The organism is Streptomyces sp. NPDC039736, from assembly GCF_055596485.1.
Map to the genome: position 1 here is coordinate 43,154 of NZ_JBVIUQ010000020.1, position 22,820 is coordinate 65,973.

18 protein-coding genes and 2 pseudogenes are annotated in these 22,820 nt (G+C 68.3%); 14 read left to right on the forward strand and 6 right to left on the reverse strand.

What is annotated here, in order from left to right; translation table 11 throughout:
- The first annotated feature begins 25 nt into the window (after positions 1-25).
- On the forward strand, positions 26-772 hold the full coding sequence (locus ACZ56L_RS35215) for a DUF5131 family protein (protein WP_471069251.1): 747 nt from the start codon (positions 26-28) through the stop codon (positions 770-772).
- A 58-nt stretch (positions 773-830) separates the two neighbouring features.
- Here ACZ56L_RS35215 and tcmP read toward each other — a convergent pair whose 3' ends face one another.
- The gene (tcmP, locus tag ACZ56L_RS35220; protein ID WP_471069253.1) at positions 831-1,946 is read right to left on the reverse strand and encodes a three-Cys-motif partner protein TcmP; all 1,116 of its coding nucleotides are present in this window, start codon (positions 1,944-1,946) and stop codon (positions 831-833) included.
- 790 nt (positions 1,947-2,736) lie between these two features.
- On the opposite strand from tcmP, the gene ACZ56L_RS35225 reads away from it, so the two are divergent.
- From ACZ56L_RS35225 to ACZ56L_RS35235, 3 genes are all read left to right on the forward strand, one after another.
- Positions 2,737-3,132, forward strand: a complete 396-nt coding sequence (locus ACZ56L_RS35225; RefSeq protein ID WP_471069255.1) for a hypothetical protein — start codon at positions 2,737-2,739, stop codon at positions 3,130-3,132.
- Positions 3,133-3,218: 86 nt separating this feature from the next.
- Entirely contained in the window at positions 3,219-4,742 is a 1,524-nt protein-coding gene (locus ACZ56L_RS35230) for an FG-GAP-like repeat-containing protein (protein WP_471069257.1), read from the forward strand.
- Between the two features lie 343 nt (positions 4,743-5,085).
- Complete coding sequence (locus tag ACZ56L_RS35235; RefSeq protein ID WP_471069259.1) at positions 5,086-9,177, forward strand: polymorphic toxin-type HINT domain-containing protein; 4,092 nt, start codon at positions 5,086-5,088, stop codon at positions 9,175-9,177.
- Between the two features lie 583 nt (positions 9,178-9,760).
- On the opposite strand, the gene ACZ56L_RS35240 is transcribed toward ACZ56L_RS35235, so the two are convergent.
- Positions 9,761-10,318: a histidine phosphatase family protein gene (locus ACZ56L_RS35240; protein WP_471069283.1), complete on the reverse strand. Its 558-nt coding sequence runs from the start codon at positions 10,316-10,318 to the stop codon at positions 9,761-9,763.
- Positions 10,319-10,834: 516 nt separating this feature from the next.
- Between ACZ56L_RS35240 and ACZ56L_RS35245 the strand changes: the two genes are divergently transcribed.
- Together ACZ56L_RS35245 and ACZ56L_RS35250 are read left to right on the forward strand one after the other, a co-directional pair.
- On the forward strand, positions 10,835-12,958 hold the full coding sequence (locus ACZ56L_RS35245) for a HEAT repeat domain-containing protein (protein ID WP_471069261.1): 2,124 nt from the start codon (positions 10,835-10,837) through the stop codon (positions 12,956-12,958).
- A 129-nt stretch (positions 12,959-13,087) separates the two neighbouring features.
- Positions 13,088-13,186, forward strand: a pseudogene (locus ACZ56L_RS35250) (nucleotidyltransferase domain-containing protein); the annotation flags it as partial.
- 75 nt (positions 13,187-13,261) lie between these two features.
- On the opposite strand, the gene ACZ56L_RS35255 reads toward ACZ56L_RS35250, so the two are convergent.
- Positions 13,262-13,969 carry an LbetaH domain-containing protein gene (locus ACZ56L_RS35255; RefSeq protein WP_471069263.1) on the reverse strand — a complete coding sequence of 236 codons (708 nt, stop codon included), beginning with the start codon at positions 13,967-13,969 and terminating at the stop codon, positions 13,262-13,264.
- Positions 13,970-14,102: 133 nt separating this feature from the next.
- Here ACZ56L_RS35255 and ACZ56L_RS35260 point away from each other — a divergent pair, with 133 nt between their 5' ends.
- Positions 14,103-14,942, forward strand: coding sequence for a glycosyltransferase family 2 protein (locus tag ACZ56L_RS35260; RefSeq protein WP_471069285.1), 840 nt, complete (start codon positions 14,103-14,105; stop codon positions 14,940-14,942).
- On the opposite strand, the gene ACZ56L_RS35265 is transcribed toward ACZ56L_RS35260, so the two are convergent.
- Positions 14,935-16,023 (reverse strand): NAD-dependent epimerase/dehydratase family protein, encoded by a 1,089-nt coding sequence (locus ACZ56L_RS35265; RefSeq protein ID WP_471069265.1) that lies wholly within the window; start codon positions 16,021-16,023, stop codon positions 14,935-14,937. The two genes, ACZ56L_RS35260 and ACZ56L_RS35265, sit on opposite strands and share 8 nt — an antisense overlap.
- Before the next feature lie 187 nt (positions 16,024-16,210).
- Between ACZ56L_RS35265 and ACZ56L_RS35270 the strand changes: the two genes are divergently transcribed.
- Positions 16,211-17,536: a helix-turn-helix domain-containing protein gene (locus ACZ56L_RS35270; RefSeq protein WP_471069267.1), complete on the forward strand. Its 1,326-nt coding sequence runs from the start codon at positions 16,211-16,213 to the stop codon at positions 17,534-17,536.
- A 333-nt stretch (positions 17,537-17,869) separates the two neighbouring features.
- On the opposite strand, the gene ACZ56L_RS35275 is transcribed toward ACZ56L_RS35270, so the two are convergent.
- On the reverse strand, positions 17,870-18,547 hold the full coding sequence (locus ACZ56L_RS35275) for an HNH endonuclease family protein (protein ID WP_471069269.1): 678 nt from the start codon (positions 18,545-18,547) through the stop codon (positions 17,870-17,872).
- A gap of 614 nt (positions 18,548-19,161) precedes the next feature.
- Here ACZ56L_RS35275 and ACZ56L_RS35280 point away from each other — a divergent pair.
- Genes ACZ56L_RS35280 through ACZ56L_RS35290 form a run of 3 tightly spaced genes read left to right on the forward strand, consistent with a single transcriptional unit; the run spans position 19,162 to position 20,779 of the window.
- Positions 19,162-19,323, forward strand: coding sequence for a hypothetical protein (locus tag ACZ56L_RS35280; RefSeq protein WP_471069271.1), 162 nt, complete (start codon positions 19,162-19,164; stop codon positions 19,321-19,323).
- Positions 19,324-19,370: 47 nt separating this feature from the next.
- A complete protein-coding gene (locus ACZ56L_RS35285) occupies positions 19,371-19,895 on the forward strand; it encodes a sigma-70 family RNA polymerase sigma factor (protein WP_471069273.1) in 525 nt (174 codons plus the stop codon).
- Positions 19,892-20,779, forward strand: a complete 888-nt coding sequence (locus ACZ56L_RS35290; protein ID WP_471069275.1) for a hypothetical protein — start codon at positions 19,892-19,894, stop codon at positions 20,777-20,779. Before ACZ56L_RS35285 ends, ACZ56L_RS35290 begins: the two co-directional genes overlap by 4 nt.
- Positions 20,780-20,830: 51 nt before the next feature.
- On the opposite strand, the pseudogene ACZ56L_RS35295 reads toward ACZ56L_RS35290, so the two are convergent.
- Positions 20,831-21,115: pseudogene (locus ACZ56L_RS35295) on the reverse strand (2OG-Fe(II) oxygenase family protein); the annotation flags it as partial.
- 370 nt (positions 21,116-21,485) lie between these two features.
- Between ACZ56L_RS35295 and ACZ56L_RS35300 the strand changes: the two are divergent.
- From ACZ56L_RS35300 to ACZ56L_RS35310, 3 genes are all read left to right on the forward strand, one after another.
- Positions 21,486-21,695: a hypothetical protein gene (locus tag ACZ56L_RS35300; RefSeq protein WP_471069287.1), complete on the forward strand. Its 210-nt coding sequence runs from the start codon at positions 21,486-21,488 to the stop codon at positions 21,693-21,695.
- Complete coding sequence (locus ACZ56L_RS35305; RefSeq protein ID WP_471069277.1) at positions 21,692-22,258, forward strand: restriction endonuclease; 567 nt, start codon at positions 21,692-21,694, stop codon at positions 22,256-22,258. The genes ACZ56L_RS35300 and ACZ56L_RS35305 overlap by 4 nt, the downstream gene beginning before the upstream one ends.
- Positions 22,259-22,320: 62 nt before the next feature.
- Positions 22,321-22,671 carry a hypothetical protein gene (locus ACZ56L_RS35310; RefSeq protein WP_136215304.1) on the forward strand — a complete coding sequence of 117 codons (351 nt, stop codon included), beginning with the start codon at positions 22,321-22,323 and terminating at the stop codon, positions 22,669-22,671.
- Positions 22,672-22,820 lie beyond the last annotated feature (149 nt).

The window sequence follows — 22,820 nt, forward strand, 5'->3', positions numbered from 1 at the left end:
AGTCGTGCATGGCAGGAGGAAACCGGTGAGTGACCGCAGCGCCATCGAGTGGACCGAGGCAACCTGGAACCCCAGCACCGGGTGTGACCGGGTCTCGTCCGGCTGCGACAACTGTTACGCCCTGGCGCTGGCGAAACGGCTCAAGGCGATGGGCGCGGCGAAGTATCAGAGGGACGGGGACCCACGTACGTCCGGGCCGGGGTTCGATGTGACGCTCCACCCGGATGCGCTTGAGGTTCCGTACGGGTGGAAGGCGCCGCGCGTGGTGTTCGTCAACTCGATGTCGGATCTTTTCCATGCCCGTGTGCCGCTGGACTTCGTTCGCCAGGTCTTCGAAGTCATGGCCCGTACCCCGCAGCACACCTACCAAGTCCTGACCAAGCGGGCACGGCGGCTGCGGCAGATCGCACCGAAGCTGGACTGGCCGTCGAACCTCTGGATGGGCGTTTCTGTCGAGTCGCAGGCCGAGCTGCCGCGTATCGACGACCTGCGCCAGGTGCCTGCTGCCGTCCGGTTCCTGTCCTGTGAGCCGCTGCTGGGCCCGCTCCCCGGCCTCGACCTGGACGGCATGCACTGGGTGATCGCGGGCGGTGAGTCCGGGCCCAACCACCGGATGCTGGACCAGGCTTGGGTGACTTCGATCCGTGACACCTGCCAGGAAGCCGATGTGGCTTTCTTCTTCAAGCAGTGGGGCGGGCGTACCCCGAAGGCGGGCGGCCGACTTCTCGAAGGCCGCACCTGGGACGAGATGCCGCTGCCGATCGCCGTCTGACCAGCAGGGGCGACGCACGTGTGGCCGGGTCCGCAGGCAGGGCCCGGCCACGGGTATCTCAGGCAAGCAGGGAGCCGGGGGCCACGGTGATCTCCCGGATCCGCTTCACGCCGACTCCGTTGCTGGGCGTTTTGCCCTCGGCGTTCAGGGCCTTCACCGCCTGGCGTGCCACCTTTTCGGTGACCTGTCCGTAGAACGAGCCGAAGATTTCCAGGGTGTGGTCGACCAGTTTCACCGGCCGCTGGGTCCTGGCCAGCAGTTTCTCCAGGTTGGCGGCGATCTGTGGCAAAGCCCTCGCCTCGACTTCCTCTGGGTCGGGAGCCAGGGAGAACAGGGCTTCCTCTTCGCGGTCCTCCAGCTCTTTCCACCACTCGGCCCTCGCCCGGGCGACGGCATCACCGAACACCCACAGTCCGTACTGGCTCCGGGTCGCGAACACCAGCCGGTACACGGCGCGCTGGCGCGGCGAATGCGACACCGGAACCGACTGCACCAGCATCCCGGTGCGCTGTTCCAGCCGACGGGCGTACTCGGCCGCCACGGCCTCGATGGCGTCTTCGGCCGCACCGTTGCGGCCGCGGGAGGCCACCGCGTCGGCGAAGTACTCCCGCCACCAAGAGCCGCCGCACACATCGTCGAACCGTTGCAGCGACCTCTCGTTCCCCTTCGGGGAGCGGACGTGTCCGCCCAGGCGCCACACCGCCATCATGCTGAAGTTCATCAGCAGCTCCGTCGCAGGCCGCTTGTGCGGGCGCTTGCGTGCGAGGACCTCCACCAGGCGCTCCTGCGGCAGAACGAGCCCGCACGGGTCCAGGAACAGGAACAAAGGCTCCCGTAGGGCGCTCTCGACAACCTGGTCCAGGACGCCGTCGACCTCGCCGCGGTGGGCATGGGCCCGCACCCCTCGAGCCTGGTACTGCTGGACCACCTCGTGCAGCCGGTGGTAGGACTTCCCCTGCGCCTCGGAGAAGAAGCATTCCAGAGTCAGCCCCGCCCTGGCCCGCAGGTGCGAGGCCACCCGCAGAGCGATTTCCCCCGAGGCGGGCTCTCCGTTCTCGTACCGCCCTTCACCTGCGTAGCCATCCAGATACACGACGCGACTGTCGTGCGACTGGGTGCCCGTCATCCCGCCAAACTGCGGCAGATACCGCCGCAACAGATCATGCTTGAACACACTGGGCAACGCCTTGTCCGCCCAGTACTCCCCACCCGTTCCCGACGACATCACCGCCCCCCCCCGCATCGGCCGTATTCGCGTGATCACAGATAGTGAGGCATAGGGAGAGGGTCAAGCACAAGGGCATCTCCGGGCGACGGGTATGCGCTCAACCCTGCCCAACGCTGTCCGGGGCCCCGGCCCGCCGACGCCTGCCCTCACCGCCGCCCCACTCCTCGGGTAGGAAAGCTCCCACTCCAGCAGGCAGGGCGCAGCATCGGCAGCCGCGTACACATCACCGCAACCTGGCAGTTCACCCGCATGCCCAATGCCCCGCAGGTGCGAGAGGTGCCTTCATCCGCGCACCCCGGGGGCCTTTCATGCCCCTTTCACACATGCATCCCATTTGCACTGATCTCAGACGCCGAAAAATGTGTCCGATATGCGAACGATCAATCAGCTGGACCCTCTTGGATATCTTTCGACTATTTCCTACAGCAAATGCCCGCGTGGTACCCACCTTTACCGCTTCGTCCGTGACAACTCGCTGCGCAGGTCAGGCGACTGACGCCTACTCACATGGCACTTACATGTGCTTTACTCACGTGAATAACATGTGCAGAAAGTCTGCACATCTCTCCTGCCCTTTGGTGGTTTCGTGCCTCTCCTCCGTACTCGCAAGATGCTCTACGGCGGTGCCGTAGCAGTGACAGCGGCATTCGCCGCACTGACCACGCTGACGATGGCCCAGGCCGCACCTGGCCCTAAGCCGGTCCCAGACGCCGTGGGCGCTCGCGCCGACGTACCGATGCCCCCCGCAATCGAAGACTTCACGTATCCCAACGCCGAGCAGATCCTGGCGGAGCAGAAGATCACCCTGAAGCGCGGAGACGGCCGCATCGTCCTTACCGACTGCGCGAACGGCTTCGACCTGAAGGTGGAATCCCGCATCAACACGCAGCTCAAGGAGTCCTGCTTCACCGTCAAGGGAAACCGCGGCTACCTCACGATGGAAGTGCCGGACACGTACGGCATCTGGAACAAGGACCACACCGCACAGGCCAAGCTGACCGCCGAAGGGGAGACCACGGTGGTCAACCTCCCCGCCCAGAAGCCGGGGGAGCCCGAGGTCATGACGCCAGTGGGCGAGACCGGCGACACGGGCAAGCGCTCAGTCCTCGTTGAACTGCGCGTCACCGGCTGACCTGCGTCCAGCATCGCGCTCCGGCAGCGGCCTGACCGCCCCTGCCACCACCCCCACGAACTTTTCAGAAGAATCGAAGGAACAACGTGTCCGGCAGAAACACCCGCACCGCCTTGACGGCCGGTCTCATAGCCGCGCTGACAATCCCGCTTGCCGCAGTCCAGGCGACCGCACTCGAAGGCACTCCCGCTGCGGCCAAGGCCTACCCTTTCGCCGCCCAGGTTGACATCGGCGGCCAGCAGGGCTGCACCGGAGCACTCGTGGATCCGCAGTGGATCATCACGGCCAGCACCTGCTTTGTCACCACCCCCGGCGGAGGCCTCACAGACGGCAAGCCCGCCCTCAAGACGACGGTGCGCGTGGGCGGTTCCGATCTCGCGAGCAGTGGCGTGCAGACACGCGAAGTCGTGCACCTCACGACGAGCGAGGACCGCAATGTCGTCCTCGCCAAGCTCTCCACGCGGGTACAGGGCATCGCGCCGGTAAAGGTCAGCTCCACCCCTCCGGTAGCGGGCGAGACTCTCAAGGCCGCCGGCTTCGGCCGCACCAACGACGAATGGGTCCCCGACTATCTCCACACCGGCGACTTCACCGTGGACTACGCGGACGGCGTCGCGCTCGGCCTCAAGGGTGTCGGCAAGTCCGTGCTGTGCAAGGGCGACACCGGCGGCCCCACGTTCCGCGTCAAGGACGGTGTGCCCGAGCTCCTCGGGGTCAACAGCCGATCCTGGCAGGGCGGTTGCCTGGGCACCGACAAAGCAGAGACCCGTACCTCCGCCGTCGCCTCCCGCACCGACGACCTCGGCGCATGGGTGAAGAAGACCACCTTCCGCGTCCAGGACGACCTCACCAGCGACGGCATCGCCGACCTGGCCGCAGTCGTCGGTGATGACACCCTCCAGGTCTACCCGGGCGACAAGACCAACGGCTTGACGGGCAACCGCATCGCGCAGCTCGGCGGCACCAGTTGGAAGGGCCTGACCCGCTTTGCCAAGGGCGACTTCACCAATGACGGCATCGCCGACCTGGTGGCGATCTGGGCCGACGGCACCCTGCACCTGTACAAGGGTGACGGAGCGGGCAAGTTCGGTGAGCAGACGCCTATCACCTACGGCGGTACGTCGTGGGGCGGCGTGAAGCACATCGCTGCCGGCGACTTCGACGGTGACGGCAATGCCGACCTGATGGGCATCCGTTCCAACAACGAGCTGAACTTCTACAAGGGCGACGGCAAGGGCCAGCTCGCGGACGGCCAGCCCACCATGGGCGAAGCCGGCTGGTGGCGCATCGGCAAGATGACCGCGGGCGACTTCAACGGCGACGGCATCGCTGACCTCGCCACGGTCTGGAGCACCGACAACTCCCTGCACATCTACAACGGCAACGGCAAGGGCAGCGTCCTGGAGAGCACGGTCGGGTACGGCGGCAGCACCTGGACAACCGTCCGCCTCGTGTCTGGGGGCGACTTCAGCGGTGACGGCATCGCCGACCTGATGGCCGTCTGGAACGACGGCAGCATGCGCCTGTACAAGGGCAACGGCAAGAGCGACGTCGTCGCCAGCACCAAGGTCGGCACCCTCAACTGGGCCAACGTCCGACAGATCGTCTGACGTTCGCTCTCGAAGCACTGGCATTGCTCCAGAAGACCGGATCTTGACGCCATACGTGCCATCCGCCCGCCAGGAGCGGGTGGTGCGACACACGCCTCCTGACCGTTCGGGCCTGTGACCGGCAGCACTGTCAGACCTCGCAGTCCACGGACTGTTTGCCTTTTCGGGGCGTGCCGACCGCCAGAGTGCCGTCGACACGCCCCTCTTTTGCAATGACCTAGACACCTCGGCTCGACCTGCCGGGTGTTCTACGAACGAGGAAAGAGAAATGAAAATCAAATCGCGTTCCCTCGGGGGGCAAAAGCGGAGTAGAGGGAGATCCGTATCATACGGATTCAGTTCCTTGGCTCTCTGCACAGCACTGGTTTCGACGCTGCTGGGAGGCACTCCCGCGTTCGCGGACGAGGCTCCTGGAACCGAGGACTACGCCGACCGCAGCTTCGCTGTCAGCCTGTGGATGGACGGGGGCAGCGGTATCCGTGAGGCTGCGGAGTCGGCCCTCAAGGGGACTGACGCCGACATCATTGCGTTCCTCAAGGACGCCGATGGCATCCGCCGCGTGGATGACCGCATCCAGGCTGCGAAGATCATCAACGCAGGCGGGCCTGCGGTACGCGCAGCCGCTACCGAAGCCATGCGGGTCAACGACCCGCAGACTCTGCGGAGCTTCCTCCGAGAGGGGTGGAAGCAGCCGCTTCAGGCCGATCAGCGTGTGGAGGTTGTCAAGCTCATCAACAAGGCCGGCAACGGTGTCAAGGACGGGGCGACTGCCGCTCTCAACGCTGGCCCCGAAGCTGTAGCCGAGTTCTTGGAGAAGGGCCAGTACACAGCGCAACAGTCGGACAACCGTGTTGAGGTATTCAAGGTCTTCAACACGGGCGGCACCAATGTGAAAGCGGCCGCGCGGCTGGCCCTTGGGGGGACCCCGGACGACATCGCGGAGTTCCTGGAGATCGGTCAGCACGTAGCGCGTGCCCGTGATCAGGAGCACGCGTCTGTCGCACAGCTCACTGCACAGGCGGAGAAGGCCAGCCAGCAGGCAGAGGACGCCACCGAGAACGCGATCGAGGCCAAGGACAAGGCTGTCGCTTCTTCGGCGCTGGCAAAGAACGCCGCGCAGGACGCAGCCCGGGAGGCGCAAGCCGCCGGCAAGGACGCGGCCAAGGCCCGCACCAAGCAGAAGCAGGCGGCCGACGCGGCGTCAGCTGCCGCCCAGGCATCCCTGGAAGCAGTCGGCGCGGCCGATGCGGCCAACCGCACAGCCCGGGTAGCTGCCCTGGCAGCTTCCCAGGCCGCCGCCGCCTCCGTCGGCGCGGCCAACGCCGCCACAGAAGCCCGCAACGCCTACAACGCTGCGGCCAAGGACGCGACCAAGGCCGAGGAGGCCCGTCAGGCCGGTGCGCGGGCCAAGTCCGAGGCAGCGTTGGCAAAGAAGGCCTCCGCGGCAGCGGAAAAGGCCGCGGTCGCCTCGCTGAAGTCCGCGGAGGCGGCTTCTGCGGCGGGCAGCGCCGGAGACAACGCCCTGCTCGCTGCGAGCGCCGCCGACGAGGCGGACGGATACGCCGTAGCCGCAGGAGTCCACAGCGGTGAGGCGAAGACCGCAGCCGCGCAGACGCGCCGCCACGCCGGCGAGGCCAAGCGTGCCGCGACCGCGAGCGAAGGGCTGGCACGCAAGTCAGCGACCGCAGCCCGCCAGGCCCGCGATCTGGCCAACTCTGCCGCCACGCACGCCGACAACGCCGGGGACGCAGCCGATGAGGCGGTACGGCAGGCCGGCAACACATCCACCGCGGCGGCCGAGTCGACCAAGCACGCCAACGCCGCAAAGGCCGCAGCGACGGTCGCCACCAACGCGGCCGTGGCAGCTAAAAGTGTGTACGAGGTCGCCCGGGCGACCGAGGCCGAGGAACTCACAGCCCAGACCAACACCGCCATCGAGATCGCCCGGACCCAGAAGGAATCCCGCGACGAGATCACCAAGGAACTGGCCAACACCGTCCTTGAGGGTCAGGCCATCGACAAGGACACCGCAGCCCTGAGCGCGGAGGCCGTCAAGCCGGATGCCGACGCCGCAGCCCTGGCGCCCCGGGGCCGCGCGGTGGCCGTGCGTGCGCTCAAGCACTTCGGTTCCTGGCGCCAGGAAGCCGCCAGGCGGGCCCTGTCCGGTGACGACGAGGGCGTCCTGGACTACCTTCGCAGCGAGTGGAAGGAAGCGACCGAGGAGGAAGTGCGCCAGCAGGTCTCCGACCTGATCGCCGAAAGCCCCTACGAAGCAGTGCGAACGGGTGCCGCGAAGGCGCTGGAGGGGACCCCCGAACAGATCCGGGACTTCTACCTCACCGGCCAGTACCAGGTCGCAGCCGTCGAGTACCGCGTCCTGGTCACGAAGATGATCAACGAGGGTGGCACCAGCGTTCAAGAGGCCGCCCAGAACGCTCTCCGGGACGGCACACCCGCAGCGATGAGGGCCTTCCTCACCTACGGGCAGCACAGGGCCCGCAACGTCGACGAACGCGTGGCCGCCACCAAGCTCCTCAACGACGGCGGCCCCCAGGTCAAAGCCGCCGCCAAGGTGGCCCTCTTCGGCACTGAAGAACGCCTGCACACTTTCATCGAGCTCGGCCAGCACACAGCCGACCGCAAGGACCAACTGGCCGACACACACATCGCCCAGGTCCAAGGCCTGCTCCAGCGGGCTGATGCCGTCGCTGCAACGGCACGCAAGAACAGCCTGACCGCGGCCAAGGCAGCCGCCCGCGCAAAGGGCGCGGAGCAGGAAGCACTCGACGCGGAACGCGACGCCAAGGCCGCCGAAACGCAGGCCAACGGCTTCGCCGCTGACGCCAAGCAGTCAGCCGACAAGGCCAGCGCCAGCGCCGCCAAGGCTGCCAAGTCCGCAACCACCGCCCGCGCCGCGGCCAACCGCGCCCTGCAAGACGCCGACGACGCCGAAGCCTCCGCGGCCCAGGCCGCCTTCTCCGCCAGCTACGCACGCGACTCCGCCGACAAGGCAAACCAGGCAGCCGACGACGCCAAGGTTAAGGCCGAGCTTGCCGACAAGAGTGCCTCCGAGGCCAAGGAACTCGCCAGCCAGGCATGGAACGAAGTCGTCAAGAAGCGCAAGGCCGAAGAGGCCGAAGCACGTCGCATAGCCGCTGAAAAACTCAAGAAGGAGCAGGCTGAGAAGAAGAAGATTCCCTGCCCTCCCTATTACGGCGCACACGACAGCGTCCCACCGTGCATGTATGAAATCGCCCGGGGTTCCGACAAGTACAGAATCCAGTCCATCAACGCAGACTTGGATGACCTGAAACTTCTCAAAGAGGGCGTATTTGAACTCTTCGGGGTCAATGATGCCATCGCGTGCATCAAGGACCCCAGCTTCGGCGGATGCGCCATGGCAGTGGCCGGACTCCTCCCGCAGGGGAAGCTGGCCAAACTGGCTGGCAAGGCCATCAAGAAGGGGGCAGAGGGGCTCAAGCAGGCGCTCAAGGGGTCGCGCTACGAACAGCTGACTGGATGTATCCAGTGCTTCCTCCCTGGGACCAAGGTCCTCATGGCAGACAACTCGACGAAAAATATCGAGTCTGTCAAGGAAGGGGATCAGGTAGCCGCTACCGACCCCATATCGGGAGTCACCGGCGCCCGTGCGGTCACTAACCTCATCGTCTCCAATCACGACAAGCGTTTTAACACCCTCACCATTCAGACCGCTAGCGGTGAGGAAACCCTCACCGCCACATACGAGCATCCCTTCTGGTCACCGTCTCAAAAAGACTGGGTAAAAGCAGCAGACCTCAAAGCAGGGATGACTCTACGGACATACGACGGGAAAACCGTCGCCGTTCGCAAGAACATCTCATTCGCCAAGTTTGCCCGCACGTACAACCTCACCGTTGACGACCTGCACACCTTCTACGTGCTCGCAGGGAAGACACCGATCCTTACCCATAATTCCTCTTGCCCGGATTACGTGGCTAAGGCCCTAGTGGATCTGGACGGAGAGTACGAAACGAGCGGCAAGCTTTTTGGGAAGGGGGGGACTCCGCTTAAGCGTGCCGACGCTGACGGAATCACGGATGTTATCACAGAGAGCAGCGACATAAGCGCATTCTCGCGTGCTCTTCACGCTGACGCCGTGAGCTACTTGAAGAATGCCCCTAACGCCGCAATTAGAAGAATGGCGAACACGGGGGCAAAGCAGGTCGGAAGTTCGCATCATGCCGAAGTCAAATTGGCAGCCTACATGCGGAACGAAAAAATAGAACACGCAGAAGTCGTAATTAACCAGGATTACGTCTGTAGAGACAAGTATGGATGCAAGGTTCTGATACCTCAAATCCTTCCGAAGGGATCTAGTCTCAAGATTTGGCTGCGCGAGAAGGACGGAACAATTAGAGGGCTCCCTGAGCTCTGGGGAGAGGCAAACAAGTAGGTAGCTCATAGAAGCAGAGATCCTCTGGGTGGCCACCCTAAACCGGTGGCCACCCAGAGGGTTAATGGCTCAGTGCATATTCCACTCTTCCAACGGGATCCTCCCCTCTCCTGGATTCCCGAAATCACCTTCCCATATTCTTCCGACGAAGACTGGCCGAGTGCGAACGTAATCACCCCCGGATTCTCCACGAATCAGTAGGCCGAACTCGTCAAACCAAGGTTCACCCTTTGCGTTAATCCTTAGGTCCCCGCCAGGACCTCCCGAATCAATCCAGCCCTCCACTTCAGAGGGAAGGCGGCATGTAACTTGAAACCCAGACACCGCTATATGCGGCCCATTGAAGGGGTGGATGGCAACACAAGCTAGTTCTCCCTCGTCGAAGTAGGCCGTCAACCCTGAATCCCAGAAAATGCTGCACCCCCCTGAGTAATCATTTTGTTCCGATAGCGCCGAGGCTACTATCTCCGGCCTCATCCCGAATTCGAGAGGACCGATCTTCCTGAATGGCTCAAGTCGCCAATTGGCACGACTCTCGGCAGGTTTAATTTCTGGATTAGAAAGCACCATTGTAATTTCCTCACTAAAACCTAGGGTGTAAGGATGTTAACAAGGCGCGGTCGAGATCGTTGGTTTCGGTGACCGTCGGGCCCTCAGTGGAGGATCCCCGCCTGGGCCTGAGGGCGGCGGGCGGCGATCGGGGGACGGCGTCGTGGGCCACGACGAGCACCCGCCGTCCTGTGGCTGTACGTTCCAGTTCGCCGACGAGGTCGCGCACGCACAGTACGACGTGGGTCAGGGCTTCACCGCCGGGTGGCCGGTAGGCCCATTCGCCCAGCAGGGCACGGCGGGCGGTCTCCTCGGGGGCGCGTGCGTGGATCGCGGCCGGCGGGTGCAGCTCGAAGATGCCCATCTCCCGGGCCCGCAGATAGGGGGAGCAGACAACGAGGTCCGGTCCGTCGGCGACGCCGGCGAGCCAACGGCCCGCCGCCCGCGCCTGCTTGCGGCCGCGCCCGGAGAGCGGGACGTCGCTGTCCCGTCCGCCCAGCGGCCGCACCGCGGTCGCGAAAGCGACGTTCGCGGTGCTCTGCGCGTGCCGGACGGCCCATATGCCGCCGAGGGCCGACGGCGCACCCAGCATCGGGGAGTCAAGGGCGGGGGGAGGTGCATCTGTCAGGTCGTCCACTGTCATGCGCGCTCCAGGTTGAGGGAAAGGTGCGGGCCCGCTGCCCTTCAAGGAGGGGGGTGCCGGGAAGGAAGGGGGTGCCGGGCCCGCGCGTTGTGCCACCGCCGTGATCAGTCTGCCCACGCCTATCCGGGTGACGGTGCCGGCGTCCATCTCGTCCGTCTGCGCCGCCGCTAGCTCGGCCAGGACCTCCGGGAGAGCCGGGTCGTCGATCGGGGCGATGGGGAAGGCGGGCGGCTTCGCGCCGCGGCGGGCGGGCCCGGTCGGCGCGGGTTCACCGGCGAACATCATCCCCATGTCGTCAGCGAGATCCGGCAGATCCGGGCGGAGGACTTCGCAATGCCCGCGCTGGTAAGGCACCGCTCGACCGCCGCGGTGTACGACGCCGGAGCGGCAAACAGGGGCGCGGCAGCCGAAGCGGTCCGTCGGCTTGAGGCCTCCGTTGTCAGTGCCCGGTGCCATAGTCCGCACATGATCAACGATCTTGAACTGGACGGCGTCGACTGGGCGTCCCTGGACGACGGCGAGCACATCCCCTCCCTGCTGCGGGCCATGACCTCGGCCGAACCCTCGGCCCGGAAGGAAGCGCGCACCGCGTTCTTCCACGCGGTCAGTCATCAGGGAGACCTGTACGACTGCACAACCGCCGCCCTGCCGTTCCTCTTCGCCCTGGCGGACGACCCCGCGACCCCGGACCGTGCCGGGACAATTGCCCTGCTGCTCACCCTTGGAAGCTCGGCGGTCGAACAGGACGACGGCGGCCTCCGGTTCGGGCCGGACGGCGAGGTGGCGACGGCGTACGCGGACTGCGCGGCGATCATGCGCGCACACGCCGACTCCTTCATCGCCTACGCGTCGGAGCCGGACCCTCTGGTGCGACAGGCAGCCATGGAAGGGCTGGGGCTCTTCCTCGACGACGCCGGGCGGGCCGTGGATGTCCTGGGCGAGCGGCTCAAAGCGGCCCCGGAGGTGGCAGAACGGCTGCTGGTCGTCGAGACCATGGCCACCCTCGCCCTCCGGCTGCCCGCCGCGAAGGACGCCGTCGTGGCCCGGTTCGACGCCCTGGCTGACGACCCGACCGCGGACACCGCGATCCGGCTCGGCGCCCTCGTACAGCGCGCGCACTGCGACCCCGGGGCCATCGGCGCCGACGCCGTGCCCACGGCGATCGAGCTGCTGCGCCGTCTCATCCCGGCGCCGAAACCGGAGGCGGGGCCGGCAGGTACCTGCCACTCCTCATCCGGTACCTGCCCGTGCTCCGACGCCGAGCGGGCGGCGCAGGAGCAGCAGGAGGCCGTGGCCCAGGGCGCACCCCCGCACATAGCCGCCGCCTTCACGGACCTGGCCCGGCACGGCCGCACCCACGCACCGACCACTGCCCTGCTGAGCACCTTCCACGAGGCGCTGGGCAGCCGTGTGCCCGAGCGCACCGCGCTTCTCACCGAACAGCTCAGCAGTCCCGACGCCGGCACCCGCTACGACGCGATCGGCATGGCCCTACGGCTGATCAACACTGTGCGGGGCGACCACACCGCGCTCGTCCTGCTGGTGGCGGACTGCCTCGACCCCAAGGACGCGTACACCTCCGCCGCTGCGGCCAAGTGCCTCGATGCCCTGGGCGCCGCTGCCGAACCGGCCCGCGAGGCCCTCGCCTCGTACGTCGGCGCACAACGCGACACCCACGGCCCCGGGGTGTGGGCCGCCCCGAAAGCGCTGTTGCGCCACGCCCACCAGGAGGCCGTCCTGGCGCTGGCGGGCCTCGGTGACCCGCGTGCGCTGCCGTGCGTCCTGGTGGGGCTGGACAGCGGTGTCGACTCCTGGCGGGTCGTGCTGATCGCGGACGGCATCAGCGATGGCGCCGGGCAGTTGGTTCCCCTGCTTTCGCACTACCTGACCGGTGTCGACTTCTCGCAGGAGTGGCCCGTGACGAACCCGCACGCCCTGGCGTCCGCGCTCGGCCGGCTGGGAGATCCGGGAGCCGTGCCCGCGCTCGTTCATGCGCTCACCGAGTCCGTACGACACGAACAGTGGCGCACCGCCGTCTCGGCCCTGGAGGCGCTCACCGCACTCGGGCCTGCGGCCGCACCCGCGCTCAGGACGGTACGGCCGTTGGCCGACGCGCAGGACCTCTCCGTCCGCATGGCCGCGACGGCAGCACTGTGGGCGCTCGAAGGCGACGCGGCCGACGTCGTCCCACGGCTCCTCGACCTGCTCAGCACCCACATGGCAACCGACGCCGCCGACGTGCTCGGGCGGATCGGACCGGCCGCCGCGCCCGCGCTGCCGCGCCTGAGGGAGATCACGACGCGAAGCTCCGAGTGGCCCCGCGTGCATGCGGCTGCCGCCCTGTGGGACGTCGGGGGTGAGAACGAGGCGGCCGTGGTCGTCGACGCGCTCCTGGCGGCGTGGGAGGAGAACGACTGCACCGCGACCCTCGTCGTGGCCTGCCTCGACCGGATGGGACCGGCGGCCGCACCGGCACTCCCGCGCATCCGCGACGAAGTGTCCCGGCCGCAGCACAGCTACTTCAGGAGCGCGTCCGCCAACCGGGAACTGCTGCGTCTGTGCGGGTCGGTCCTGAGCCGGCTGTCCTGACCGAGCCGGCTCTCCCCGACAGGGGCTGCTGGGCCGAGTGGGTGGAGCATCAGCAGGCGAACGTGACACCTCCCGGTGCATTGGCACAGGTGACGGCGAAAGGACCTACTGGCCATCATCGACTGGATCATCGATCAGAAAGCCGACGACGTCCTCGGCGTCACCGGCTCCTTCCTGGCCGGCGTCGCGGGCGCCCGCTCGGACATCGACCTGGTCTGCTACGGCCCCCGCAGCCACGAAACAGCCCAACGCCGTTTCCCAGTCGTCTGGCGAGGTTGCGCAGGCCGACTGGTGAATGTCTGCTCAGCGGGGCGGGCTGGTGGAGTGGGGGCGTTGTCGGCGGATGCGGAGTTCGGTGGTGCGAGGTGCGCTGAGGGTGTGGTGGGCGGGAACGGTGCGGGCGGCGAGGGTGACGCCGCTGTCGATCCGGCAGCCTTCTCCGAGCGCGGCGCCGGGGCCGATGCTGATGTGGTTGCCGCTCTGGACGTTGTTGCCGATGAGCGCACCGAACTGAGCGGTGCGGCACCGGTAGAGGCCGTCGGGGTGGCGCATGAGGACTTCGCGGTCGGGGCGGCGCATGTCGGTGCACAGGTTGATCGCGGCGATGGTGACGTTCGCGGAGAGGTGGACGTCGGAGCCGAGGAGGGTGCGGTTGCAGCCGATGCGGTGCCCCAGGACGGTGTTCTCGCCGAGGTAGGAGGCGGTGACTTCACAGTTGAAGCCGACGGAGACACCGGCCGCAAGGACAGTATGTCCGCGGACGGCAGAGAACTCGTGGACACGGACGTGGGGGCCGATGATGACGTCGTCTCCGATGAGGGCGGTGGGGTGGACGACCGCGGAGGGGTGGATGCGCGCGCCGCCGAGCTCGGCGAGCGCCTGCGCGTGGAGAACGGCCCACTGGGCGAGGAAGTCGGCCAGGTCGAACCCGCCGAGGTGCCCGTACGCGGTGTGGGCGAGCGGGTCGGTGGTGAGGGGGCGGAGGTAGTCGGCGAGACGGACGACGGGCATGCGCGGGGTTCCTTCCCGGTCGGCGGGGCCGGCCGTGAGCGGCTAGCATCACGGCCTTCCAGGTGGTGTTGAGTCGAAGCGGCGGAGCGAAGCAGTGGCACAGCGAGTGCGGGTAGGTGTGGCGGTACTGACCATGGGCGACCGCCCGGTGGAACTGCGGGCCCTGCTGGAGTCGGTGGCCGCTCAGGATGAGAAGGCGACCCGGATCGTGGTCGTCGGCAACGGAGCGAAGCTGCCGGAGCTGCCCGACGGGGTGGCCGTGGTGGAGTTGGCGGAGAACCTCGGGGTGTCGGGAGGCCGGAACGTGGCCTGGCGGCGGCTGCGCGAGTTCGGCGACGTCGACGTCCTGGTCGACCTCGACGACGACGGCCTGCTCGTAGACACCGACGTCGTGCGCCGCATCGCCGACCTCTACGGCGCCGACCCGCGGCTGGGCATCGTGTCCTTCCGGATCGCCGACGAGCACGGGCAGACCCAGCGCCGGCACGTCCCGCGGCTGCGGTCAAAGGATCCGCTGCGCGCAGGGCCGGTGACGACGTTCCTGGGCGGCGGGCACGCGTTGTCGATGCGGATGCTGGAGCAGACCGGCGGCTGGCCCGAGGAGTTCTTCTTCACCCACGAGGAGACCGACCTCGCCTGGCGGGCCCTCGATGCCGGCTGGGACATCCGCTACGAGCCCGCCCTGCTGCTCCAGCACCCCAAGACGTCCCCGGCTCGGCATGCGGTCTACTACCGGATGACCGCCCGCAACCGGGTCTGGCTGGCCCGCCGCCACCTGCCCGCCCTGCTGGTACCGGTGTACCTGGGGGTGTGGACGGTGCTGACCGCGGCCCGTACCCGCTCGGTCGCCGGACTGAGGGCCTGGGCGGGCGGGTTCGTGGAAGGGATGCGCCGGCCGTGCGGGGCCAGGCATCCGATGCGGTGGGCGACTGTATGGCGGATGTGCCGGCTGGGACGCCCCCCGGTCATCTGATCTCTGCGCTCTCCCGCAGCCAGCCCGGTATCGCCTGCGGATGCTCCCGCAGCCACCGCACGTACCGGGCGATGCCGTCCTTCAGGGGGATCTGGTGCTGCCAGTTGAGCAGTTGGTGGGTCCGGCTGGTGGCGGCGTAGCCGCCCAGCGGGTCGCCGGGCGGCATCGGCGTCTCCAGGAGCGTGGTGTGCGGGTAGTGGGTGCGCAGCAGGGCGGCGACGTCGCGGATGGACGTGGCGGTGCCGGTGGCGATGTTGAGGGTTTCGCCGTGGGCGCGGGGTGCGGTGAGTGCGCGCACGGTGGCTTCGGCGACATCGTCGACGTGGACGAAGTCGCGTACCTGGTGCCCGCCGCCGTTCAGGTGCAGGGGCAGGCCGAGGGTGGCGCGGGCGGCGAACCAGGCGATCACCCACGAGTGGCTGCCGGGTTTGATGACCTGGGGCTCGCCGTAGACGGAGAAGTAGCGCACCACTGCGTACGAGGCGCCCACTGCGCCCAGGACGAGTGCGGTCTGCACCTCGCCCCAGGCCTTGGTGTTGGCGTACACCGACATGGGCCGGCGTGCGGAGGTTTCCTCGTGGAAGCGGGGCGGGGTGTGCCCGTAGACCTGGGCGAGCAGTTCCCGCGAGGTGAGCAGGTGGGCGTCCTCGGTGGGCGGGGGAGTGCCGTTGCCGTACACCGACGCCGAACTGACGTAGACCAGACGCTGGATGCGGTCGGCCGCGGCGGCCGCATCCAGCACGGTCTGGGTGCCGGTGATGTTGGTGTCGATGGCGGTGTGCGGGGTGCGGGTGCAGGCGGCGACGTCGGCGAGGGCGGCGGCGTGCACAACGAAGTCGCAGCTGGCCACGGTCTTCTCCACGAGGGCCCGGTCGCGGATGTCCCCGGTCACGGTGTCCGGGTCCTGGGCGTCCACGCCGAACAGGCCGTAGACGTCCGGCGGGTAGGCGTCTTGGCTGCACAGCACGACCGGGTGGGCGCCTGCTGCCCGCAGCCGGGCGGCGATCCGCGAACCGATCAGCCCGGCGCCGCCGGTGACCAGCACCCGGCTCCCGGCGAGCGCAGCGTACGAGTGAGGCATGAGTCCTCCACGGATGTGTCCGGCGGCGCCGTCGGCCGCCTTCCTTCCCCTCACCGTCGCGGCCGGCGCCGCCGGGGTCTGTACGCCCGCTGTATGCCCGTCAGCTCCGGTACACGGAGGTGCCCTTGCCGGTGAGGGCTGCGGGCGGGACGGTGGAGCCACCCACCGTCTGACGCCGGAGGCACCTATGCGAGAGTCCGGCCTCCTGCAGCACCCGCTGACTTATCTCCGCCACCAGTACGGCTGGAGCATGGACGACCTGGCCCGCCTCCTGACCCTCGCCGCCCGGCGTCGGGGCATGATCTGTAGGCCCGGGCGCGACCGCATCTACAAGTGGGAGAGCCGCCGGGCGGTGCCCGGCGGGGACTACCAGATGCTCCTCGCCGACGTCCTGCACGTGCCCGACCCGGTCCGCGCCCGGCATCCCTGGCCATGGTGGCTGCCCGCCTACGACACCCCGCACCCCTTCACCCCCCGCGGCAGCCACGCCGCCCTCACGGAGGCCCTGGTGACCCTGGAACACCCCGACCGCCGCGCCTTCCTCGCCTTCACCACCACCGCCCTCGCCGGCGTGGCCGCGGACTGGGCACATGCTGACCCCGGCCGCCTCACCGGCGCCCTGAACGGGCGCCGCGTCGACGCCATTCTCCTCGCCTGGCTCGAGGCCCGCATGAAGGAAGTGCGCGCCCTCACCAACACCGCCGCCCCCGAATGCACCGACCTCGTCCACGTCCTGCTCAAGACCACCGTCCGCCTCATCAGCGACGGCACCTACGACCAGCCCACCGGCCGGCGCCTGCACCAGATCGCCGCGGCCGCCGCCCAGTGCGCAGGCTGGCTCCACTTCGACCAGGGCCACCACCACCAAGCCCTGCGCCACTGGAACACCGCCCTGCACGCCGCCCACACCGCCGACGACCGCGACCAAGGAGCCGGCATCCTCTCCGACATCGCCTACAGCGCCACCTGGCAACACCACCCCCGCACAGCCGTCCGCATCCTCGAACACGCCCACTCCCGCACCCGCTCCGCCACCGCCCGCTCCCTTCTCGACCTGCGCCGCGCCCGCGCACTGGCCGTCCTCGGCGAAACCCGCGCCACCGAATACGCCCTCACCCGCGCAGAAACCGAACTAGACCGCGGGACCTCTCATGCGGCCCCGGCATGGGTGTCCTGGATGTCGCCTGCGGACCTGGCCATCGACGCCGGCCGGTGCTGGCTCGACCTCCACCGCCCACGCCGGGCCGCCACCGCTCTCGGAGAAGGGCTGGTACTGCTGGACCCCGCCCGGGCCCGTACCCGCTCCGTCGCACTGGCCTACCGTGCCGAAAGCGCCCTGGCCTGCCACGACATCCCTGCCGCCGTCCAGGACACCCGCACTGCGCTCGATACCGCCCTGGCCACCGGTGCCACCCGGTGCATCAGCCTCGCCCGCGCCACTGTTGACCTTCTGGCCCCGCACCGTGCCCACCCCCAGGTCGACGCCTTGTACGCCCACACAGCACAGCAGTGAATGAGTGGCCGCTTCCCACGGAACAGAGATGCCTGAGACAGAAAGAGCCCCGGCTGGACGGGGGAGACCAGCCGGGGCGGCAGAGATGTGGCAGGCGAAGGGCGGTCGCCTCGCGGCGAAAGGCTCCATGGGGCTTCAGCCGAACGATCGTCCCCATGGGCTGGAGGTGAGGCCCGGGGACACTGTCCCCTCCGCAGCCACACCCACCAGAACAGCACCCCGCCCGCAAATGTTCCGGACCTGCCCCGCATCGGCCTGTGAAGCGGGCCACACCGATCGGCCGGGGGGAGTTGAAGCTGCCAGCGCCGTACAGCCCCGCCCGGGAACGCCGGTTTACTGTCCGGCGGCTGCCTCCGATGCGGGCTCGAACTCGACCTCGGCATACCCGCAGCCTTCCGCAAGCTGAAGCAGGGCGTCCTGCTCGGCCCGGTCAGCAGTGAGCCCCCACCGCAGCTTCGTCGACACCCAGTCAGAGACGTACGTGCACCGTGCGTCGGCGAGCGGCGGCAACCACTGGGCCGGGTCCTGGTCAGCCTTGGAGCGGTTCGTCTTCGCGGTGACCGCCACCAGGGAGCGGTCGGCGCCGAGGTCGTTGGCGTACGCCTGCCGACGGGCGGCGTCCCACTGGGAGGCGCCCGAGTCCCAGGCTTCGGCGAGCGGCACCATGTGGTCGATGTCCAGGCCGCCGGGCGCGGTGACGGTGACGCCGTCGTAGTAGGAGAACCAGCTCCCCGCCAGGATCCTGCAGCCGGCCCCGACGTCGGCAGGGGTGCGGGACTCGGCGAGGAGCACCTCTTCCCTCGTGTCGCAGGAGTTCTTGTCGGCGTCGGTCCAGTGCCGGAAGGAGGTGCGCTGGTAGCCGTCGCGCACTTCGACAGCCAGGGGAAGAGCTTTGATGCCCTCGGCCAGAGGGAGAACTTGGGCGGGGGCAGCCTGTGCGGGAGCGGCGGTGAGCAGAGGGGTGACGGCGAGTGCCGTCGAGGCGAGGGCGTACGCAAGTTTCTTGATCACGAAGCCTGGATAGCGGCCCCGCCGCCCGGAGAGCGCCAGTCGCCAGCTCATTCACCCGCGCAGGTGGATCAGTCGTACTGGATAACCGATCCTGCATTCCGCCCTCCCTGTAGACCCTGGACAGCCGGGTTCGGTTCGCCTGCGTGAGTCTCCCGGGCGCCGGATGTGCCCGGGCGTGATCCTCACAGTGCAGGCAGATGAATCCGCGCAGTTGCACCAGGGGCGTCTGCGGCGCGCGCCGGAACGTGTCGAGCACGCGGTCCACGTCAGCCTGTCCGGCACAGGACTTGCCCCCGCACCACGGGCTGTGACGTACGTCACAAGCTGTCGTCGCGGCGGCGGACTCCGCCTTCAGGCAACCGCGTTGCAGCGTCCGGAGAAGGAGTAACTGCTGCTCAGTGCGTGCGCATCCCGCGCGTGCGGCTCAGTCCCGAGCCGTGCAGGACGGCCTCTTTCAGGAAGCAGCGGGGGGATCGGGGAACTCTTCTCACGGTGGGCGTTGCACATTTGCGGTGTCCAGGAGGTCTTGTGTGGCGGAGGCGCACTACGGCGCATCCCGGGACCGCTTGAGGGGCGTGGTTCTGCCCGGCGCACGCAGAGGAGTCTGCACGCTCGTGACGATGGAGCACGTGGAAGAAGTGATCATGGTGGCGCTCGCCGTGCGGGTGTTCGGCCGTGACGTGATCATGTGGACCCGCCGGATAGCCGCTGCGGGAGTACGTGCAGGCATGACCGAGATGCGCCGCTCCGAGCAGGAGCGGGGGCGCGGACTGTGACCCGAGAGCAGAGCCCGAGCCCCCGCCCGCCCAGAGTCAGGCCGCCCATGACCGAGCTCCCGGTGGACTTCAGCGCCTTCCACCAGATGAACCGGGCGACCTACATCCGCTACGCGGAGACCGTCCTGAGCAACCGCGCCGACGCCGAGGAAGCCGTCGACACCTGCTTCGAGAAGCTGCTCCGCTGCTGGGACGCGGTGCTCTCCAAGGAGAACCCCGCCGGGTACGCGTGGACGGTGCTGCGTCACTGCACCATGGACGCGTGCACGGCCCGCGCCCGCCGCCCCGTACCTCTGGACACCGCCGCCTTCTACACCGAGGCCCTCCTGACCGCCGTCGACCCGGTCGGCCAGCTGGAGGAGAGCCTGAACCTCTTCCACCACATCCGAAAGCTGCCGCCCCGGCAGATGGACGTGATCCTCCTGCTCCACGCCCAGGGCATGACCACCCACAAGGTCGCCGAGCACCTCGGGATCACCGCCGCGAGCGTGCGCTCCAACGCCCGACACGCCGTGCGCCGCTTGCGCGAGCTGCTGCACCTGGACAACGACACCGAAGGGACTGCCGGATGACCCCCCGCATCGAGGAGCTCCTGACCCGGGCCCGCCTCACCACCACCGCCTACACCCAGAGCGACATCGACGCGGCCGAGACCAGACTCGCCGCCCGCTTCCGCGCCGGCACCCGCCAGAACACCACACCTGATCCCCAGGAGCCCGCCGACTGCGCGCAGCCGTACGCACCCGCGGAGGGCGACGCGACACGCGACCTGCGCATCCTGTGCGAAGCCGTCGCCGGACACACCGGAGCACTGGAAGAGCTGGAACTCGACGCCGAGCGCGAAGAGTTCGCCACCGGAGTGATGCCCGCCCCGGCCGGAGCCCGGGTCCTGGGCTGCCTGCTCTACCTGGCGCAGGAGCGCGAAGCCGCACAGTTCTGGTGGCAGTTCGCCGCCGGCGCCGAAGACCTCGCCGCCGCTTACTGCCTCTTCCTCCACCACCTGGCCCTCGGCGAAGACAGCGCGGCCAAGCTCTGGCTCGCCCAGGCCGCCGCCCCCGACCCGGAGGAAGGCACCGTCGCCGCAGCCCTGCGCATCCTGCGCCTGCTCAAGAAGGACCACCTCACCACCTCCGACCCCGTGACCGCCGTCCTCGCCTACATGCCCGTCGCCCTCACCTACGTCGACGAAGACCTCGACCTGCCACTCCCGCAACCGGACTTCAGCGACCGCATCCGCCGCCTCGCCACCCACCGCGCCCACCACCTCGGCCTCGGCGCACCCACCCCGCACACAGCCCTGACCCGGCGCACCTTCCCGCGCCCCAAGCTCACCGAGCCCGACGACGTCCACCTCGAACCCAAATACCCCCAGCCAGACGACGACGTTCCCCTGCCCGCCCCCGACCTCATCCACTTCAACATCCTCCGCAGCGCCCTCCTGGGCACCCGGAACTGAAAAAGCAGCACGCGTCTGCCCTCAACTTAGTACCGGCCCGGGGAAGGAGGATCACGTCAAGGTGATCTCGGCGACCTTGGACTGGACGTAGGCACGGGCCGTGACCGGTGGATGGGACACGCGGCCGACCGGGGCGGGGAGCGACTCGACGGTGGTGTGCGGATCGCAGTCGTAGAAGTAGACCAGAGACATCAGTTCCTCGTACGGGGTGCGGGTGGGCGGGGCCAGCACGCGGTGTCGGCCGGAGCGCCAGCGGTCGCCGGTCCAGCGGGCCATGAGGTCGCCGATGTTGACGGTGAGTGCCTCGGGGTCGTGGGGCACGTCCTGTGCCGGGCCGCCTCCCCAGAGGCCGACGGCCTGCCGGGGGTGGCGCCGTCTCGCGGGAAAACGTCCACTCGGCGTCAGCAGCACGTTCTGCGACCGTGCGGGCCCGAGGGTCCCGGGCGGGCGGGTCAGGGATCAGCGAACGCGCGCTGTCCCTGCTCGTCCGTCGCCTACTCCTCGATGGCAATGGCCATGACGACCAGTCCGGTGTCACGGCTGACGACGACGGCGGAGGGGCTACTGGCTCGCGTGGAGTGGGTGGGAGAAATTGAGCCGCCCGGCAGGTGACTTTGTGCCATTTCCTATCAACTCACCGTCACTATCTGCCTTGTCTCGCTAGACAGGGGGGATCAAGGTGGGCGGCTTGGTGGAGGGCCTGTTGATTCTGACCATCAACCTTGCGGTGCTGCTTGCTGTCGTCGTGTACTTCCGGCTCAGACGGCGCACCCAGGCCCGCAGCCGGGTCGAGGAACGGAACACCGCACTGATCGTGCTGGCCCTGGGCATCCTGATCGCGCCCACCCCGGTCGGGCAGGGCATCGGGGACTTCCTGAAGCAGCTCGCGCAGTCCGTCACACAGAGCGCCCAGTGAGCTCCCCCGCACGCCGTCGACAGCCGGCAAGCAAACGACAGGCCGGTTCACGGCCGCGGCCGCGCACGTCCGGCAAGCGGCGGCAGCAGGAGAACGACCACCTGGCCGCTGTCGTGGTGGCCGGGCTCGTGGCTGCGGGCCTGGTGGTGCCGGCCGTCAACTGGCTCCTGGCGAACTGGTGGGTTCTCGTCGTCCTGGGAGTGGCGGCGGCGGGAGCCGGCGGCTGCTGGCTGTACCAGCGGCAGCAGCGGGCCCGCTGGGACGCCGTACGGGCGCAGGCGCTGCGGTACGCGATGCCCCAGCTGGACGCGCTGCACCACTCCCGCTTCGAGGACGCGGTCCGGGACCTGATGTTCCGCGACGGGTGCCGGGACGCGGTACGGGTGGGCGGCGGCGGGGACCAGGGCGCCGACGTGAAGGCCACCGACCCCTACGGCCGGCGGTGGGTCATCCAGTGCAAACACCGCCGCGACGGCCTCGCCGCCTGGGCCGCCGGCTCCCGCCCCCTGTGGGACCTGCTCCCCGCCGTACCCCGGCCACGCAAACCCGGCACCCTCTCCTGAACCCCGCCCCCCGGGTCCTGTCCGACGGATCATGTTCAGCAGGGCTCGGTTAGGTTGGCTGCATGTCTTCTGCACTTGTTGTTGGTTACGACCCGCAAGCGATACCTGGTGTTGACGGAGAGGCTCTTCGCGCGGCGCTCGACGCGGAGCTCGCCCGGTTCGGTGAGCACGGCATCGACGCGGCCATGACGCTGGTCGTGTTCGACGAATCGGCCGAGTCCACCCTCGTCGCATCGTTGACCAAGCAGCCATGGGATGTCGTGGTCGTCGGCGCCGGGATCCGCAAGACTGAGCCGCTGCTTCCGCTCTTCGAACAGATCGTGAACCTGGTCCGGCGCCATGCACCCCAGGCCGCGATTGCGTTCAACACCAGTGGCGGGGACAGCGTCGAGGCGGCACAGCGATGGCTCTGAATCCCGGCTGCCCGGTCACGTCCTGAGCCACAGTCCAACTGCATTCCCGGCCTGAGACGGTGTCCTATGTGGTGAGTCGGAGGAGCCGCTTGTAGCAGCAGAGAGCTGCGGCGAGGCCGAGAAAGGCCAGGTAGTTGGCGGGTTGGCGT

Bases quoted from the DNA above. Each gene is read 5' to 3' on its own strand.
- ACZ56L_RS35225 (WP_471069255.1), top strand. From the start codon at position 2,737: ATGCCCCCCGCAATCGAAGACTTCACGTATCCCAACGCCGAGCAGATC.
- ACZ56L_RS35240 (WP_471069283.1), bottom strand. From the start codon at position 10,318: ATGCTGGGTGCGCCGTCGGCCCTCGGCGGCATATGGGCCGTCCGGCAC.
- ACZ56L_RS35245 (WP_471069261.1), top strand. From the start codon at position 10,835: ATGATCAACGATCTTGAACTGGACGGCGTCGACTGGGCGTCCCTGGAC.
- ACZ56L_RS35255 (WP_471069263.1), bottom strand. From the start codon at position 13,969: ATGCCCGTCGTCCGTCTCGCCGACTACCTCCGCCCCCTCACCACCGAC.
- ACZ56L_RS35260 (WP_471069285.1), top strand. From the start codon at position 14,103: ATGGGCGACCGCCCGGTGGAACTGCGGGCCCTGCTGGAGTCGGTGGCC.
- ACZ56L_RS35265 (WP_471069265.1), bottom strand. From the start codon at position 16,023: ATGCCTCACTCGTACGCTGCGCTCGCCGGGAGCCGGGTGCTGGTCACC.
- ACZ56L_RS35270 (WP_471069267.1), top strand. From the start codon at position 16,211: ATGCGAGAGTCCGGCCTCCTGCAGCACCCGCTGACTTATCTCCGCCAC.
- ACZ56L_RS35285 (WP_471069273.1), top strand. From the start codon at position 19,371: ATGACCGAGCTCCCGGTGGACTTCAGCGCCTTCCACCAGATGAACCGG.
- ACZ56L_RS35290 (WP_471069275.1), top strand. From the start codon at position 19,892: ATGACCCCCCGCATCGAGGAGCTCCTGACCCGGGCCCGCCTCACCACC.
- ACZ56L_RS35310 (WP_136215304.1), top strand. From the start codon at position 22,321: ATGTCTTCTGCACTTGTTGTTGGTTACGACCCGCAAGCGATACCTGGT.